The organism is Rhodoblastus acidophilus, from assembly GCF_900187365.1.
Classification (GTDB): domain Bacteria; phylum Pseudomonadota; class Alphaproteobacteria; order Rhizobiales; family Beijerinckiaceae; genus Rhodoblastus; species Rhodoblastus acidophilus.
The window spans coordinates 1-16184 of the sequence record NZ_FYDG01000029.1 but is presented as its reverse complement, the minus strand read 5'-3'; the positions used below and the strand labels follow the sequence as shown (position 1 = coordinate 16184).

Genomic DNA, 16184 nt, shown 5'->3' with positions numbered 1-16184 from the left:
TCTGGCGAAACGGTGAAATCGGCCCAGGACGCCGGCGAAATGCTCAACCGCCTCGTGCCCGACATCCGCAAGACCGCCGAACTGATCGCGGAAATTTCCGCCGCCTGCCGCGAGCAGGACATTGGCGCGGCGCAGATCAACCTGGCGATCCAGCAGCTCGATCAGGTCACCCAGCAGAACGCCGGGGCGTCCGAGGAAATGTCGGCGACCTCCGAGGAACTGGCGGGTCAGGCCGAGGAACTGCAGAATTCCATCGCCTTCTTCCAGGTCGAGGCCGATGGCGGTCGCCGCCACGGCGCCAGCCCCGCCAATGTCCGGCCCGGCCGCAGCCCGGCCGCCAAGCGCCCGGCTTCGCCGAGCAAGCCGACGGCGCCGGCCCGGCTGGAGCGCGGCAAGGGCTTTGCGCTCGACCTCGCCGGAAGCGGGCGCGGCGCGCACGATCACGACTTCCGCGAAAGCGCCTGAGCAAAGGACGAATCCAACGAACGGCGACGCCGTTGCGGCCATGGGAGGAGACTCCCATGGCCGCAATTTTTTATCGGGAGACGACCGCGCTCATTTCCCCGGCAGCATCGACGCCAAAACATCGTCCTTGTCGATGAACCTGTGCTTCAGGGCGGCGGCGATATGGCCGGCCACGATCACGAGCAGCGCATAGGCCAAATATTCGTGCAGCGCGGACAGCGTCGGCGTCAGCGCCTTGTTCGGCTCGACCAGATGGGGGATTTGGAACAGACCGGCGACGGGGATCGGATAGCCGGCCGCCGAACTGTTGGCCCAGCCGGAAACCGGCACAAGCACCATCAACACGTAAAGCACGGCGTGGCCGGCATGGGCCGCCTTGACCATGACCGGGCTCATGCCCTTCAATTCCGGGGGCTGGTGCGTCAGGCGCCAGACGATGCGCAGCGCGATCAGGAACAGCGTCGTCGTGGCGATGTTCTTGTGAAGCGTGATGACCTGAATCTTCAGGGCGGTCTGCGCGTCGTCGACGCCGTAATGCAGGAAAACCGCGCCATAAATCCCGATGATCGCGGCGACGACGATCAAGGCCGCCATGGTCCAATGCAACGCCTTGGCGGTCGGCGTATAGGATCGGCCAAATGAAGACATGTCTGTTTGCTCCTGAATGAAGTTCGCTTGTGCAAAATGCTTCCGGGGAGAACGACGCTCACCCCCGGACGCGTGAAACCGGCGCCCAAAAATCGAGATCCGGGCCTTTGGGAACCACGCCGGTCGGATTGATCATGCGGTGGCTGCCGTAATAATGCGTCTTGATCTGGTCGAGCCGGACGGTGTCGGCGACGCCCTCGATCTGATAGAGCGCGCGGGTGAAATCCCACAGCTCCTCATAATCGGCGAGGCGGTTGCGGTTGCATTTGAAATGCCCGTGATAGACGGCGTCGAACCGGATCAAAGTGGTGAACAGCCGCCAATCCGCTTCCGTCGGCGCATCCCCCAGCAGGAATTTGCGGGTCTTCAGCCGCTCTTCCAGCGTGTCGAGCATGGCGAACACCTCGTCGAAGGCTTCCTCATAGGCGGCCTGCGTCGTGGCGAAGCCGGCGCGATAGACGCCATTGTTGATCGCCGGATAGATCGCCGCGTTGAGCGCGTCGATCTCGCCGGCGCGTTCGGGCGGATACAGCAGCGGGCCGCGCGCGCCGGGCCATGCGTCGAACAGGCGGATGATCTCGGCGGATTCGTTGTTGACGATGGTCGCGTGTTTCCGATCCCACAGCACGGGCACGGTGACGCGCCCGCTATAGGCGGGATCGGCCTTGGCGTAGACCTGCCACAGCGTCCGCGCGCGATGGATGGGATCGGCGCCTTCGGACAGCGTCCATCCCTGCTCCAGCATCAGCGGATCGACATAGCTGACGGAGATCGCGTCCTCCAGCCCCTTCAGCTTGCGGTAGATCAGCGTGCGGTGCGCCCACGGGCACGCCCATGAGGCGTAGAGATGATAGCGGCCCGGCTCCGGCGCGAAGCGTTCGCCGGGCGCGATCCGCCCGCGGAAAGTGGTCGAGGGCCGCTCGAACTTTCCGCCGGTGGAGTCGGTGTCGTACCATTGATCGCGCCATGTCCCCTCGACCATCAATCCCATTTTCGCCACTCCCAAAAATGCCGATCGGGCGGACGAAGCGCGCCGCGAAACCTCAGTTCCGTTCGAAGGCGGCGGCGATGGTCAGATCCAGTTCGTCCCCGATCAGCGGCAGATAGGTGTTAACGCCGAAGTCGCTGCGTTTGATCTTGCCGCTGACGTCGAAGCCGACGGTGTATTTCTTGTCGAGCACGTTGACGCCGGCGCCGTGAAACTTGGCGGCGAGGGTCACCGGCCTGGTCACGCCATGCAGGGTGAGCGCGCCCGTGACATTGGCGGTGGTCTTGCCGGTCGGCGTGATCTTTTCCGCCTTGAACACGATCTCGGGGAAACGCTCGGCGTCGAGCCATTGCGCGCTCGCCAGTTCGCCATTGAGCTTGGCGTTGCCGGTCGAGACCGAGGCGGTGGGAATGTGGATTTCCAGCGTGCTGCTGGCGAGCGCGTTAGGCTTGAGATCGAGCGCGCCGCGCGCGTTGGGGAATTCGCCGTAATAATTGGTGAAGCCCATATGCGACACGCTGAACAGCACGCGCGTGTGCGCCGGCTCGATGCTGTAGGCGCCCTCCTGCACACTGGCGGGATCGTGGCTCGCTTCCTGCGCCGCAACCGGCAGGCTGGCGGCGATCGCAACGGCGGCGGAAAACGCGATAGAACGGAACATGCTGTAGACCTTTATTCTGCAACCAAAGGGACAATTTTTCGGGGATCACGCGGCGGCGGCGATTTCGCTGCGGGCGGCTTCGAGGGCCTTTTCACGCTGCTCCGGGCCGAGCGCCACGCCTTCGGCGCGGATGAACGTCACATCGGCGATGCCGAAGAAGCCGAACACGCCGCGCAGATAGGTTTCCTGGTGATCGAGGAAGGCCGCCTGGGTATCGGGGCCATAAAACCCGCCGCGCGAAGAGGCGACGATCACCTTCTTGCCGCCGGCGAGACCCTGGGGGCCCTCGGCGGTGTAGCGGAACGTCTTGCCCGCGACCGCGAGGCGGTCGATCCACGCCTTGAGCTGGCTCGGGATCGAGAAATTATACATGGGCGCGCCGACCACCACGATGTCGGCGGCCAAAAACTCCTCAAGCGCCTGCTGGCCGGCGGCGATATCGGCCTGCAACGCCGGCGCGTCGGGCGCCGCGCCCTGAAAGGCGGCGAGATGGGCGCCGGACAAATGGCCGACCGGCGCGGCGGCGACGTCGCGATAGACGACGGCAAGACCGGGGTGGCGGCGCCGCTCGGCGGCGACGATGTCGGCGGTGAGCGCGCGGCTGACCGATCCCGGTCCGAGAATGCTGGAATCGACGTGAAGGAGCTTCATGAGACTGATCCTTGCTTTGCGGCGCGGCGGCGTCGCATCCGCAGCTAACTTGGCAGCCACGCGCTTGCAGGAACAGCCGAATAAATTCGAACCTTACGTTCGACTTTTTAGAAACGACGTTATCAGATTTCGGCCAAGGCCGCGTCGCCGGCGCCGCGCTCGGCGAATTGGCGCCACAGCCATGTCGCCGCCGGTCCGGGCGGCGCGTCGCGCCGGTGAATGGCGAAGAGGCAGTAAACGCCGCCGGGAAAGTCCGGCATATCCAGCCGCACCAGCGCGCCCGAGGCGAGATCGGCCGCCACCATGTCGCGGGGCATGTTGCCCCAGCCGACGCCTTCGCGCAGCAGGGCGTGCTTGGCGCTGAGATCGGCGAGGCGCCAGGTGCGGCGGCTCAGCACCGCGAAATCGCGCCCCTGCGACAGCGTGGAACGGTCGGTGAGCACCAGTTGCACGTGGTCGCGCCCGGCGCCCGGCGCCAGATTTTTCTCGCGCGCCAAAGGGTGGTCGGGCGCGGCGACCGGGATCATCTCGACCGAGCCGACCGCCCGGTGTTCGATATCCTCATGTTCGGCGGCGAGCGGGCCGCTGACGCCGAGCACGGCCTTGCGCTCCAGCACCAGATTGGTCACCGCGCCCAGCGCCTCGACCGACAGGCGCAGCGACACGGTCGGAAAGGTCTGGCTGAAGGCGCGCAGAATGTCGGCGAGCCGCGCCGACGGCAGCATGACGTCGACGGCGAGCCGGACTTCCGCCTCCAGCCCGTCGAGCATCCCCTTCACCTTGGCGCGCAGCCCGTCAATGCCCTGGGCCACCGTGCGGGCCTCGGCCAGCACCGCGCGCCCCGCTTCGGTCAGGGTCGGCTTGCGGGTCGATTCCCGGTCGAACAGCGCCAGCCCGAGCTGCGCCTCCAGATTGGAGACGCCATAGCTGATCACCGATGTGGCGCGGCCGAGCTTGCGGCCGGCGGCGGCGAAACTGCCGTTTTCCACCACCGCGAGAAAGATTTTCAGCTGGTCGAAGGTCGGCAGGCCCGGGTCTGACATTTCTATTCCATCGAAAAGAATATCAAAATTTATCCCACTGAACAGAACGAAGCAATCGCCCTACATCAGTCGCAACAGAAGGGCGGGACGCCCGAACGGGAGACTTTGCGATGATCGAACTTCGGCCTTTCAAAAACCTCGGCGGCGCCAATCACGGCTGGCTCGACGCCAAGCACCATTTCTCCTTCGCCGACTATTACGATCCCAGCCGCATGAACTGGGGCGCGCTGCGCGTCTGGAACGACGACACGATCGCGCCGAACGCCGGATTCCCGGCGCACCCGCACCGCGATATGGAAATCGTGACCTATGTGCGCAAAGGCGCGATCACGCACAAGGACAGCCTCGGCAATGTCGGCCGCACCGAAGCCGGCGACGTGCAGATCATGTCGGCAGGGACGGGCGTCGTGCATTCCGAATATAATCTGGAGCCGGAGGCCACGCAGATTTTCCAGATCTGGATCGTGCCGACCCGCGCCGGCGAACACCCGCGCTGGGGCGCGCGGCCGTTCCCGCGGGGCGAGCGCGCCGGGCGTTTCGTGGCGCTGGCCTCGGGTTTCGCTGAGGACGGCGACGCGCTGCCGATCCGCGCCGAGGCGCGCGTCGCCGGCGCCACGCTGAAAGCGGGCGAGACGGCGACCTACGCCGCGAGCAAGGACCGCCGCCTCTATCTCGTTCCCGCGACCGGCGCGATCGAGCTTGAAGGCGTCCGGGTCAACGCCCGCGACGGCGCCGCCATCATGGACGTTGACGAGATCACGGTGACGGCGATCGAGGACAGCGACATCGTCCTGGTCGACGCCGCCTGAAGCCAAAAGCGCGCCCGGTTCGCCGGGCGCGCCGAAGCCGCGCATCGCGCGCAGCGTCGACTTCCCAGTATAAACCAATAAAAACGCGCCGCGCTCAGACGACAAACCTGAATCCAATAAAAAAATGACGGCTCAAAACGCTTGGCGACGGCGTTGGATGCGTTAACCCTTAATCTTTTCGAGCGATTCACTCCTGGTCTTTAAAGTCAAGCCGTACTCGGCTGCGATGTTGCGGCCTCTCCAGCGCTTCATGTCAGAAGCTTTTAGTGTCGCGCCGCGTGTTGCGGCGCCCGGAAGGTGGCGGACGCATGAAAGATCTCTGGCGAAAGCTCAACAGCGCAAGCGCGGGCGATCACGCCACCGACCACGCCGCCGCCATCGAAGCGCTGTTTGTCACCAATATCGCCGGAATCGCCCAGGCCGACTGTCGCAGAGGCCGATTCACCCGCGTCAATGCGCGCCTGTGCGCGATGCTCGGGCGCAGCGAACAGGAGCTGATGACCCTCGGCCTGTCCGACATGCAGCATCCCGAAGAGGCCGGCCGCGTCATGCCTGATTTCATCAAGGCGATGGCGGAGACCGGCCATTGGGAGGGGGAAGTGCGGCATGTTCTGCCGGACGGCGGCGACATGTGGGCGCTGATCAGCGCCACCGTCACCGCCCGCGACGAGGACGGCGCGCCGCTGCGCAGCATCGGGATCATAATCGATGTCACGGAGGAGCGCCGCACCTACGAAAAAGCCCGGGAATATGCGGAGGCGCTGCGGCTCGGCCAGACGGTCGGCCGGATCGGCACGGTGCGGCGCGACCTCGTCAACGGCGTGATTCTGATCGAACCGGGGATGCGGGAGATCATGGCCCTGCCCGAGGGCGACGGGCCGATTACGACGAAGGAATGGCTGGAGCGCATCATTCCCGAGGACCGGCGCCATGTCGCCGAGGAGATGCGCCGCGCCTACGAGACCAACGCGGCCGGAATCAGCCTGGACTACCGCACGCGCTGCCCGCGCACGGGAAAGCTGCGCTACATCGAGTTGCGCGCCCGCTATCAGTTTGGCTCCGACGGCAAGGCCGTGTTCTCCACCGGCGTCGCCATCGACGTCACCGAGCGCAAGGAGGCCGAGCAGCGCCTCGCCCACGCCGCCCATCACGACAGCCTCACCGACCTGCCCAACCGAACCCTGTTCCGCCGCCGGCTCGACGCGGCGCTCGCCCGCGGCCGCCGCGGCGTCGGCTTCGCCCTGCTCTGCCTCGACCTCGACCGCTTCAAGGTGGTCAACGACACGCTGGGCCATCCCGTCGGCGACCGTCTGCTGCTCGCCGCCTCAGAAAGGCTGAAGGCGGAATTGCGCGAAACGGACACGCTGGCGCGACTGGGCGGCGACGAATTCGCCATCATCCAGTCGTTCCTGCTGGAGCCGCAGGAGGCGGCGGCGCTGGCGCGCCGCCTGATCGAATCGCTGTCGCAACCCTTCATCATCGACGGACAGCATGTCGTCGTCGGCGTCAGCATCGGCATCGCCTTGGCGCCGCAGGACGCCAGCGAGAGCGAAGGCCTGCTCAGCGCCGCCGACCTGGCGCTCTATCGCGCCAAATCGGACGGGCGCGGCATCTGGCGCTATTTCGAGCCAGCGATGAACCAGCGCATGCATGAGCGCCGCCAACTCGAACTCGACCTGCGCCGGGCCCTGATCTCGGACCAGCTCGAACTCTACTATCAGCCGATTGTCGACGTGGCCTCCCGTCGGGTGAAAAGCTTCGAGGCGCTGCTGCGCTGGGACCATCCCCAGCGGGGCCAGCTGTCGCCCGACCTGTTCGTTCCGCTGGCCGAGGAGATCGGCCTGATCGTCCCCCTGGGCGACTGGGTGCTGCGCAAGGCCTGCATGGAAGCGGCGGGCTGGCCCGAGGAGATCGGCGTCGCCGTCAATTTCTCGGCGGTGCAGTTCCAGTCGCGCCCGCTGGCGCCGCAGATCGCGTCCGCCTTGCAGGAGTCGGGGCTCCGCCCCGACCGTTTCGAGGTCGAGATCACCGAAAGCGTCCTGATCAAGGACAAGGAGGCGACGCTCGCCACCTTGCGCGCGCTGAAAGCCCTGGGCGTGCGCATCGCCATGGATGATTTCGGCACGGGCTATTCCTCGCTGAGCTATCTCCAGACCTTTCCGTTCGACAAGGTGAAGATCGACCGCAGCTTCACCTGCAATCTCGACCAGTCGCGCAAGAGCAACGCCATCGTGAAGGCGGTGGTCAGCCTCTGCGACGGCCTGGACATGGCCGTGCTGGCGGAAGGCGTGGAAACCGAGGCGCAGTTGGAGGCGTTGCGGCGCGAGGGCTGCAGCCAGGCGCAGGGTTTCTTGTTCAGCCGCCCGGTCGCCGCGCAGGAATTGCCGGAACTGCTGCAACGGCTGAACCAGACGCCCGCCATAACGATCGCCGCGGAGTGAGTTTAAGCCAAGGTTCTTTGCCGAAGCGGAACTCGGTTTCATCGCTCCACATACGATGCAGAATCACGGCGCGCTTGCGCGCAACGGCGACCCTGGCGCGGGCCATGCCGCCCCACGCTCGTAAACTTGACCATTTGCGGCTCCAGATGAGCACGCAATAGGCGGCTTCATAGAGAGCAGTGCGCGCGAGTTCGTCGCCGCATCGGCTGACCTCGCCTTGGATGTCGGTCTCGCCCGACGGATAACGCGCCGACGTCGCGCGACCGTCGAAACCGATCCGGCCGGTCGGCCTCGTCTTCACGCGGCGCTGGCCTGCCGGGTTTCGATGCAACAGGCTAGCCTCCGTCAAACCTTCGCGCAGCCAAGCCGCCAGAGAGCAGGCTTCAAGGCCGATTTCGCACGAAGCAAGCGTCACGCAAGCCATTTGGCTTAGCCGTCATGGACGATTGCTGCTTTCGTAAATGCCAATAATGCGGGTCCGGCGACAGCAGGTTCTAAAGTCAACTTTTGTCCGCCTCGCGGATCGACTTTGAGCTATGGCGGAAACTGGGTGATGACGGCGTGAGGAAGGCGGCGCAACCGGGTTGGTGTCGAGCCATCCCGAACCTTCAGACGAACATTACGCCGTGACTGAAAATAATGTTGTTGTCCTTCGTCAGAAAGCGCAATTCGACGATCCCCTCGTCGAAATCTTGCGGTCAGGCGCCAAGCGGCTGATCGCGCAGGCGGTGAACGCGGAGTTTGAAGCTTTCCTTTCGGACCATGCGGATCAAATGCCGCCGGACGGCCGGCGGCGCGTCGTTCGCCACGGGCATGACCCCGTTCGTCAGATCCTGACCGGGATTGGGCCGGCGGAGACGCACAAGCCCAAGGCCCGCGACCGCGGCGCTTCGAGCGAAAGCGAACGCATTCGTTATGCCTCGGGGATCGAGACGCGCCGTTGGCGTATTTCGACTTCCCCGCAGAGCGCTGGGCGCGTCCGCGGACTACGATTCCGATCGAAAGCGTGTTCTCGACCGTGCGGCGCCGCGCCGTTCGCACGAAAGGCGCTCTATCGCGGACACCGCCCGACTGATGGTCTTCAAACTCGTGACGGCGGCGTCCGAAACCAAATCCACCGCTTGATTCATGCTGCGACCCAGATTTCCGCATAGCTCATCGACTTTGGAAGCCGGGAGCAATTGTCAAACGAATATAAAGCTCGGCGCCGCTTCAGCCGCTCTGCAATGGATTTGATCAAAATGATAAAGACCATTCAAATCGCGGCCCGCGAGCCGACCAATTTCCGTAAATATCTGATGATCGGTAGCGTATCGGCCTGCCTGCTCATCGCGAGCACGGCGCAGGCTCAGGTCGTCACCTTCGGCTACACTGGGTCGTCCAGCACTCTGACCATCACGTCCGCGGGGATCTACGAAATCACCGTCGCGGGCGCCCAGGGCGGCAACGGCGGGAATTCAAGGCAGGGGGGAGCCGGCGCCATCATCATCGGAGACTACAGCTTTGCCGCCGGCGATGTGTTGAATCTTGTCGTCGGCGGCCAAGGCGGCAGTTCGACCTACAGCGGCGGCGGCGGCGGCGGCGGAAGCTTCGTCTTCGATACTTCGACCGCCACATTGGTCGTCGTCGCCGGCGGCGGCGGCGGCGCCGGTTCTTACGGCGGCGGCGGAACAGGCGGCCAGATCACCACTTCCGGTTCGTCCGGCAACGGCGCCGGCGCGGGCGCCGGCGGCGCCAATGGCAACGGTGGTCAAGCCAACCCAAACGACCACGGCGGCGGCGGCGGCGGCTTCTTGACCAGCGGCCAGGACAGCAGCAGCGCCACCGGCGGCGGCGCCTATCCATCCCTGGCTGGCGGCGTCAACATATGGGGCGAGCCAGGCGGCTACGGCGGCGGTGGGGCGGGATCCTCCGAGGGCGGCGGCGGCGGCGGCTATTCGGGCGGCGGCGGAGGCTCGGGGTACAATAGCTACGGGGGCGGCGGCGGAGGGTCCTTCGAAGCCGCCGGTTTCACCCTGGCGTCGGCCACCGCCGGCGCTGCGGGGAACGCCGCCTCCATGACCGGAAACCTCGGCAACGGCTTCATCAGCTTCACCCTGATACAGTTATTACTGTCGCCGATTTCCGCCGGAAGCGCTTCTCTGGCCAGTTCGCTGGGCGTCTCTGTTCTGCCCAGCTTCCAGGGCGGCACGCTCACCATGAACCAGGCCGGGACCTATTCCCAGAATTTCACGCTCGCCAATTCGGGCGCAAACAAGATCGACCAGGACGGCCATAATTCCACCTTCACCGGCAATTTCACCGACGCGACGACCGGCGGCGCGCTCATCATCGCCAATACGGGATCGGGCGGTTCGGTGACCTTCTCCGGCGTAAACACCTATACCGGCGCGACGGACATTCTGAGCGGCGCGCGCTTGGTTGCGGGAAGTTCCGGCGCGTTCAGCGTGTCCTCGGCGTTCACCGTCGCCGCCTCCGGAACGCTCGACCTCGGCGGCTACGACACCTCCATCGGTTCGCTGAGCGGCGCGGGCGTCGTCACCAATTCCGGCTCTGCCAATGCGACGCTCACCGTTCGCGGGCTGAACACGCCGACGACTTTCAGCGGCGTCATCGACGACGGCGCGAGCCATACGACCGGCCTGACGGCGGCGGGCGGCGGCCTGATCCTTTCGGGCGCCAACACTTACACTGGCGCGACCCATGTCAATGCGGGGTCGCTGACCTTGTCTGGCGGCATTGGCCAGCTTCATAGCTTGTCAGGCCCGGTCAGCGTCCTGGCGGGCGCTTCAATGACGGTCACGAGCGCCGGTTCGCTTTACGCGGCGAGCGTCGCCAACGCCGGCGCGTTCGCCAACAGCGGAACGGTCCACGGCGACCTGTCCAACTCGGGCGCGCTCACCAACCAGGGAACCTGGATCGGGACCGGCGATAACGCCGGCGGCGCGATCGATAACCAGGCGACCTGGACCGGCGCGATCGTCAATACGTCCGGGACCTTCGCCAACGAGGGGACGGTTTCGGCCGGCGTGACCAACAGCGGGACGTTCAATAATAACTTGGGCGGCCAGATCGCCGGGGGGCTCGCCAACACGGCGGGGACGTTCACCAACGCTTCCGGCGCGACGCTCGACTCCGCCACGGTTTCGGGCGGAGCCTTGTACAACGCCGGGACGGTCGCCGGCGCCGCGAACCTTGCGGGCGGCGGCCAGGTTCGCAATGCCGGGGTCGTCGGCGCCGTCAATCAGAGCGGCGGAACTTTCATCAATCTCGCCGGAGGCTCGACCGGCGCTTTCACCGAAAACGGCGCCTCGGCGCTCGCTTACAGCTTCGGAACCGTCGCATCGCTGCAAGTGGCGTCTGGATCGTTCGCCAATTACGCGACGATCAGCGGCGACGTCGCCAACAATGGCGCGTTCAGCGCCGCCAACGTGACCAACGGATCGATCGGCGGCGCGATCGCCAACAACGGCGGCGCGACGTTCAGCGTCCACGGAACGCTGGCGGTCGCCGGCGACTTCACCAACGCCAATGGCGCGACGCTGCACGTCTACGCCGGCGGGGCGTATACGGCCGCTTCGGCATCGACCATCGGCAACTCCGGCGCGATCACCGTTGACAACGGCGGTCGCCTGACGGCGAACGGCGGCGTGACCAATAACGCTTCTGGCGCGATCACCGTGGCTGAGGGCGGGATTTTCACCGACGACCTGAACAACGCCGGCGCAGTGACCAATAATGGCGTGTACAACGCCAATGTCGCATCCAACACCGGAACGATCACCAATAACGCGACCTGGAACGGCTCGATCACGACCTCCGGCGCGCTGACCAGCGCTGGACTCATCACGGGAGGCGTCACCAATACCGGCGCGGTCAATGCGGCCGGCGCGATTGGGGGGCCGATCATCAACAACGCCGGGACGTTCAACGTGACGGGAACGCTGGCGGACGGAGGATCGTTCTCCAACGCTTCGGGCGCCACCGTCGTAATCGGCTCCAACGCGCTTTCCACGACCCAACTGAACAACGCCGGTCGCGTGACGGCGGCCAACGGCGCCATCGCCGGCGATGTGGCGAACATCGGAACGCTCGACATCAGCTCCAGCGCGTCCAACCGCCTGTCCGTCATTGGCGCCTTGTCCTTCGCCGCCGGGTCCGCGTACCAGATCAGCGTGACGCCGGCCTCGGCCAGCCTCACGAACGTCCACGGCGCGACAACGCTGTCGGGCGGCGCTGTGTCGGCGCTCGGCGGCGGAACGAGTTCTGCGAATTACACCCGCTACACGATCCTGACCGCGACCGGCGGGGTCAGCGGCGTGTTCGCGGGCGTGACGACGAACGTCCCGTTCCTCACACCGTCTCTGGCCTATGACGCCAACGACGTTTATCTGATCATGGTGCGCAACGACGTGAACTACGCGTCCATGGCCAACACGCCGAACCAGGCCGGGGTGGCCAACGCCCTGGCCCGGGGCCAAGCGGCCACCAAGGGCCTGAACCCCATCCTGAACTCGGTCGATCTGGTCTCGAACACTCCCGCCAACATGCCGGCTGTTCTCGACCAGCTTTCCGGCGCGGGACTCGCCGGGGCGGAAAACCTCGCGTTCCAGGCGGGGACTCTGTTCACATCGACGTTAAGCGACCAGAACCGCTCTTGGCTCAGCGGCGGCAAGGGGGCGAATGAAATCACCCTCGGGGGGCGGAACGGCTCGATGGCCAACGCGCCGGCGCCGAATAGACCTCCAGGGGACGCCGTGCTTGGCGCGCAGCGGACTTGGCGCGCCTGGTCCGGGGGATATGCGGGCGGCGCGACATACGGCGACGACCGGTCCGCCGGCGCCTACGCCCAGACCAACGAGACCTATGGCGGCGCGCTCGGCGTCGATTATCAGATCCAGCCCGGCCTGCTTCTGGGCTTCGCCGGCGGTTACAGCGACGGATCCTTCGGCGTCAGGCGACTGGGGACGTCGGGCCATTTAGAAGGCGGGCAGTTCGGCTTCTACGGGGCCGCGACTTCGGGCTCGCTCTATGGCTTCGCTTCGACCGCGTTCTCGTCCTTCAACAACCACACCACGCGCTACGTCCTCGCTTTCGGCAACCTGTCCTCCGAAAAAAATAACGCGCGCTTCAATTCCCGCGAACTCCGCGAACACCTCGAATTCGGCCGCCGTTATGTCATCGGCGGCGCGACGCTGACGCCCTACGTCAAGGTCGATCTCGCGACGCTCTGGTCGGACGGTTTCGTCGAAAACGACGGCGCCGGCGGGACCAATATGGCCGGCCTGTCGGTCGCGAACCGGCAGACGCTCTCCGCGCCAGGCTCAGTCGGCGTCCGCCTCGAACAAGCCTTCGCGCTCGGCGGGATGAAGATCATCCCGTGGGGCGAGCTCGCTTACGTTCACGAGTTTTCGCCGCGACGCGAAATCTATGGAACGTTCGTGAACCTGCCGTCGGCCGCCTTCGGCGTCAACGCGGCGCGGGTTGGCCGCGACGGGGCGCAAGTCAAGGCTGGCGCGCGACTTGCTTTCACCGAAAGGTCCTGCATTTTCGCTTCCTTTGACGGCGATTTCTCCGGAAAGTCGGAGTTTTACGCCGGCAAAGGCGGCGTACAAGTCAACTGGTGACTCTCGGGCAAACGGCGGCGTTCAACTGTCAATCATCCGGTCTCCATCTTCGGCAGCGGACGCAGCTCCAAATTGCAGACGTTAAATTGGCGCCTGATTTCTGCCCCCAACCCATTGTCGGACTGGCCTTGGCGATTGGCGCGAAAGTGAGGCTGCCCGAGGTCACGTTAACAAAACTGATTCTTGGGAATCATTGCCATGCGCTTCGCCCTCCGAGGGCCGAGCGGGTTCGTTGTTGATCGTCCTGGCGCGTCGCTTTCATTGCGACGTCGTTCTCTGCGGCCGTCGCATCTTCGCCGAGCGCTTTGACAAGAACGTGCTGGCGCCCTGAGCGCGAAGAACGGCGCGGCTCGATCAAATCGTTCACTGCCTCGGACTTGCGCTGGGCGGCCGCCCAGCGGCAAGCTTTTCGCGCCAGCTGATGCTGCCCGTGAGCAACGACGCGTTGCTGCGCGTCGTGCGACGGCGCGGGAGCTCGTTGCAACGAGAATGTGTTACGTCCCGCCGGCGACAAGGGCCGGTAAACCGTTGAATTTGCTACGGCAAAGAAACTTGGCTGGGGCGGCAGGATTCGACATCGCACCGCGAATTTTTAAGTATCTGTTTTATAACATGTAATTTTCCGGCGATCTTGCGTTACCGCGAAAATGTTACGCAGTTTGTTACGCACGCCTATGGGCACGCCAAGCGCCTGATAGCCGCGCCAGCCCGGCGTCACGCACACCTTTGACCCTCCGCCATGTTGGCGGCGGTCTCCTCGAGCAACACGAGCCGTTCAGGATCGAGTTCGAACTGTTGCTCAAACCAGGCTTGGCGCGCCGCGCTCTAGACGTCCAACAGCTCTCAGCTTTGCTCTCAGCAGAGCTCTCAGCAGGTCAGCAGTATGCACAATGTAACATTCCGGCGACGAACGCCGAGGCGATAAAGTGATCGCGCGAGGCCCCATGAGGCTTGCGTTTGTACGGTTTGCGAATTATTAAAAATTTGATATTTTGATAACGCCTCTGCGCGGCAAGGTTTTTTTATGACACCCGAGACAATTCAGTACAAATCGCCAGGCCAACTTCTCGAAGGGCTGCTCCGCGAAAGAGGATGGACGAAGCGTACCTTGGCGGTTGTGCTAGGCATGGATGAGGCAAAGGTTGGGCGTTATGCGACGGATCGTCAGCCCGTGACCGCCGACGTAGCACTCTTGCTAGAGGACGTTTTCGGCGTCGACGCCAGCGTCTTCCTCGCCCTTCAATGCTCGTTCGACATTGCAAAAGCGCGAATCGTCGCTCAACCCGATCCAAAGCGCAAGACTAGGGCGGCCATACATCAAGGCCTCCCATTGTCCGACATGATCAAGCGTGGATGGATTAATGCTAAGGACGTCCGTGATCCAACGCTTGAGGACGAAATCGTGCGTTTTTTCGGCACGAATAAGGTCGAGGACATTGAGATTCTTCCTCATTCCGCAAAAAAAACCGAGGTCAGCGAGCCGGCCACGCCCGTGCAAATCGCGTGGCTTTATCGCGTCCGCAAGATAGCTCACGAAATGCTAGTCGCCCGATATAGCCATGACGGGTTGGCGACGGCGGTGGCGAAGTTGAAAGCGCTCTTAATATCGCCGGAGGCAGCGCGGAAAGTTCCTCGGATCCTCGCCGAGGCTGGCGTCAGGTTCCTGGTCGTTGAATCATTACCGGGTGCAAAGATCGATGGAGTCTGCTTTTGGTTGAATAATCACTCTCCCGTAATTGCAATGACAATGCGGTTTGACCGAGTCGATAATTTTTGGTTCGTTCTTCGTCACGAAATCGAGCACGTCTTGCAAGGTCATGGTCGAGACAAAGAAAAGTTTATGCTCGATGTCGAGTTGGCCGGCGATAACTCTGCGAGCGCAGAAATCGCAGAAGAGGAACGCATCGCCAATGAAGCGGCAGCAGATTTCTGTGTTCCTAAAAAAATGATGGATGCCTTCGTCGCGCGTAAAGCTCCGTTCTTCCATGACAGAGACATCTTAGCCTTTGCGAAAATGATCAATGTTCATCCGGGCTTGATCGCTGGCCAAATTCGTCATCGTACGAATAACTATACGAGGTTTCAGAACTATTTAGAAAAAATACGCTCTGTAGTGCTACCCAATGCTGTAGTTGACGGCTGGGGTAGCGTTTATCCCGTCGAACTATAAAATAGGGCTACGCATGACTAAGAAACGAGAAATGCAACGGCTGATCCGGGCGTATAGAGACGAGACCGGAAAACGCGAAATCGATATGAAAGAGGTTGCCAAGTGGGCGGTAGGCAAAGGATGGCCGCTTCCGACGCCAAAAAGCCCGATTGATATTCTCGCTCAAAACTTCTCGGAAGCCGCGAGAGAAGAAACGCGACGAGACACAAAGACCGGCCGACCATACCGGGCTAACCACTCCTTTTCCGTTACTCAAGGCAACCAGCAGCTTCATCTGTGGATTGATATCGACGAAGCCGATCGAGGGCCGATGTTGAAATCTGCGGTAACGCGCCGTGAACAAATGGTCGGCGATGGTTTGCAGCTGACATTGGACCTCATGCACTGGAATTCGATCAATCCCGACAAGCCACCGATCGAACTGCCGATGGATTTGACCTTTGATATTGAACTTCGGCTTAGCGCCCCCGACGAAGACGACGACGCAGCTTAGAAACCTTTCTTCCGCGAGGCCTCAGCAACATGGCGCAATCGCTCAGCTGGCGGCGTAGGCTTTCCATCGTTGGCCATCGCCGCCGCATACTACAAAAAAGCCCGACGCCGAAGCGCCGGGCCAAGTCTCCCTAGTTCGCGCCGGCGTAAGCCTCCGGGAGGATGGAAGCGGCGCGAACCCTTTGACGG

At 63.7% G+C, this 16184-nt stretch carries 10 protein-coding genes and 5 pseudogenes; 8 read left to right on the top strand and 7 right to left on the bottom strand.

Annotated elements, in window-relative coordinates; translation table 11 throughout:
* Window positions 1–465 (top strand): annotated as a pseudogene (locus CFB24_RS20825) (methyl-accepting chemotaxis protein); the annotation flags it as partial.
* A 90-nt stretch (window positions 466–555) separates the two neighbouring features.
* On the opposite strand, the gene CFB24_RS20820 reads toward CFB24_RS20825, so the two are convergent.
* The 5 genes from CFB24_RS20820 to CFB24_RS20800 all read right to left on the bottom strand — a co-directional run bounded on the left by CFB24_RS20820 (window position 556) and on the right by CFB24_RS20800 (window position 4456).
* Window positions 556–1113, bottom strand: a complete 558-nt coding sequence (locus tag CFB24_RS20820) for a cytochrome b (RefSeq protein WP_088522549.1) — start codon at window positions 1111–1113, stop codon at window positions 556–558.
* Between the two features lie 58 nt (window positions 1114–1171).
* The gene (locus CFB24_RS20815; protein WP_088522548.1) at window positions 1172–2104 is read right to left on the bottom strand and encodes a glutathione S-transferase family protein; all 933 of its coding nucleotides are present in this window, start codon (window positions 2102–2104) and stop codon (window positions 1172–1174) included.
* Between the two features lie 52 nt (window positions 2105–2156).
* Window positions 2157–2762 carry a YceI family protein gene (locus CFB24_RS20810; protein ID WP_088522547.1) on the bottom strand — a complete coding sequence of 202 codons (606 nt, stop codon included), beginning with the start codon at window positions 2760–2762 and terminating at the stop codon, window positions 2157–2159.
* 45 nt (window positions 2763–2807) lie between these two features.
* Entirely contained in the window at window positions 2808–3413 is a 606-nt protein-coding gene (locus tag CFB24_RS20805) for an FMN-dependent NADH-azoreductase (RefSeq protein ID WP_088522546.1), read from the bottom strand.
* Window positions 3414–3535: 122 nt separating this feature from the next.
* Entirely contained in the window at window positions 3536–4456 is a 921-nt protein-coding gene (locus tag CFB24_RS20800; RefSeq protein ID WP_088522545.1) for a LysR family transcriptional regulator, read from the bottom strand.
* A 110-nt stretch (window positions 4457–4566) separates the two neighbouring features.
* Here CFB24_RS20800 and CFB24_RS20795 point away from each other — a divergent pair, with 110 nt between their 5' ends.
* Both CFB24_RS20795 and CFB24_RS20790 read left to right on the top strand, forming a co-directional pair.
* Window positions 4567–5265, top strand: coding sequence for a pirin family protein (locus CFB24_RS20795; protein ID WP_088522544.1), 699 nt, complete (start codon window positions 4567–4569; stop codon window positions 5263–5265).
* Window positions 5266–5573: 308 nt separating this feature from the next.
* Window positions 5574–7706 (top strand): putative bifunctional diguanylate cyclase/phosphodiesterase, encoded by a 2133-nt coding sequence (locus CFB24_RS20790; protein WP_244593098.1) that lies wholly within the window; start codon window positions 5574–5576, stop codon window positions 7704–7706.
* A gap of 10 nt (window positions 7707–7716) precedes the next feature.
* Here the strand turns inward: CFB24_RS20790 and CFB24_RS20785 are convergent.
* A pseudogene (locus CFB24_RS20785) lies at window positions 7717–7993 on the bottom strand (IS110 family transposase); the annotation flags it as partial.
* Window positions 7994–8631: 638 nt separating this feature from the next.
* On the opposite strand from CFB24_RS20785, the pseudogene CFB24_RS24130 reads away from it, so the two are divergent.
* The 3 genes and pseudogenes from CFB24_RS24130 to CFB24_RS23770 all read left to right on the top strand — a co-directional run.
* Window positions 8632–8769, top strand: a pseudogene (locus tag CFB24_RS24130) (IS256 family transposase); the annotation flags it as partial.
* 178 nt (window positions 8770–8947) lie between these two features.
* Window positions 8948–13333, top strand: coding sequence for an autotransporter outer membrane beta-barrel domain-containing protein (locus CFB24_RS20780; protein ID WP_210190749.1), 4386 nt, complete (start codon window positions 8948–8950; stop codon window positions 13331–13333).
* Window positions 13334–13568: 235 nt separating this feature from the next.
* Window positions 13569–13805 (top strand): annotated as a pseudogene (locus CFB24_RS23770) (ISL3 family transposase); the annotation flags it as partial.
* Between the two features lie 248 nt (window positions 13806–14053).
* On the opposite strand, the pseudogene CFB24_RS24125 reads toward CFB24_RS23770, so the two are convergent.
* Window positions 14054–14149, bottom strand: a pseudogene (locus CFB24_RS24125) (IS630 family transposase); the annotation flags it as partial.
* Between the two features lie 310 nt (window positions 14150–14459).
* On the opposite strand from CFB24_RS24125, the gene CFB24_RS20770 reads away from it, so the two are divergent.
* Together CFB24_RS20770 and CFB24_RS20765 are read left to right on the top strand one after the other, a co-directional pair.
* Window positions 14460–15503, top strand: a complete 1044-nt coding sequence (locus CFB24_RS20770; protein WP_206605439.1) for an ImmA/IrrE family metallo-endopeptidase — start codon at window positions 14460–14462, stop codon at window positions 15501–15503.
* Window positions 15504–15534: 31 nt separating this feature from the next.
* Window positions 15535–15996: a hypothetical protein gene (locus CFB24_RS20765; RefSeq protein WP_206605438.1), complete on the top strand. Its 462-nt coding sequence runs from the start codon at window positions 15535–15537 to the stop codon at window positions 15994–15996.
* Window positions 15997–16184 lie beyond the last annotated feature (188 nt).